The 1,441-nt window shown below is 45.7% G+C and carries 1 protein-coding gene; it reads left to right on the top strand.

Going from position 1 to position 1,441, the window contains the following annotated elements:
- Positions 1–107: 107 nt before the first annotated feature.
- On the top strand, positions 108–1,441 hold a 1,334-nt coding region (gene lepA / locus AC6I5A_RS12925; RefSeq protein ID WP_034616755.1), incomplete at its 3' end, for a translation elongation factor 4.

Genomic DNA, 1,441 nt, shown 5'->3' with positions numbered 1-1,441 from the left:
GGCGGCTTGTTGCGAAACACTATAAATCTGATATAATTGTTGGTTAGGATAGCGTTCATAAATAATTACATCTAGTTATCTTTGATTTATAGAAATGAGGAAAGACCTTGGTACAGGCTTCGCAACGTATTCGGAATTTTTCTATTATTGCACATATCGACCATGGTAAATCCACGTTAGCTGACCGACTGATCGAGTATACGGGTGCCTTGAGCAAACGGGAAATGGAAGAGCAAGTTCTTGATTCCATGGATCTGGAGCGGGAACGGGGCATCACCATTAAACTACAGGCAGTGCAGTTAAGTTATCAGGCGAAAGACGGAGAGGTTTATGAGCTGAATCTCATTGATACGCCGGGTCATGTGGACTTTTCATACGAGGTATCCCGCAGTTTAGCAGCTTGTGAAGGCGCGTTGTTAGTTGTCGATGCGGTCCAGGGGATTGAGGCCCAAACCTTAGCCAATGTTTATCTGGCCTTAGGCAATAATCTGGAGATTATTCCAGTGATCAATAAAATTGACCTGCCTAGTGCGGAGCCTGAGCGTGTCAAGCAAGAAATTGAAGATGTGATTGGCTTGGATGCCAGTGAAGCAATACTTGCTTCGGCAAAGACAGGAATTGGGATAGAGGAGATCCTGGAAAGGATTGTTGAAACGGTTCCACCTCCGCAAGGGGAAGATCAGGCTCCTTTGCAGGCTCTGATTTTCGACTCTAAATTTGACGCTTATAAAGGAGCTATTTCCTACGTCCGGATTGTCGAGGGACGGGTTGCCAAAGGTACGAAGATGAAAATGATGTCCACCGGAAAGGTCTTCGAAGTGACTGAAGTAGGCGTGTTTACTCCGGCAATGCGGATAGTCGGAGAACTAAAAGCCGGTCAAGTCGGATTTATTGCGGCCAGTATTAAGAATGTCAAGGACACGCAGGTCGGTGACACAATTACGGATGAGGAAAATTGCGCCGATAATCCGCTTCCGGGGTATAGGAAGGCCATTCCGATGGTGTTTTGCGGACTTTACCCGGTTGAAGCCAGTGATTATAACCGACTGCGCGATTCCTTGGAGAAGCTTTATCTTAACGATGCAAGTTTAGCCTTTGAACCGGAAACCTCAGTCGCTCTGGGTTATGGTTATCGGTGCGGATTTCTTGGTTTACTCCACATGGAGATCGTTCAGGAACGTTTGGAGCGGGAATATGACCTTAACCTGATCACTACGGCACCCAGCGTGATTTATAAAGTAAACACCTTGAAAGGGGAAGTAATAAGCATTGATAATCCTTCAAATCTTCCCCCTATCGAGTCAATAACTAGTATTGAAGAACCAATTGTGAAGGCGACAATTTTGGTTCCTGCGGAGTATGTTGGAGCGATCATGGAACTTAATCAAGAAAAGCGGGGAACGTATTTGACCATGGACTATGTGTCCAAGAGTAGGGTGCA

The sequence above is a fragment of the Desulfosporosinus sp. Tol-M2 genome (assembly GCF_059735615.1).
This window is presented reverse-complemented; position numbering and strand designations above follow the sequence as displayed.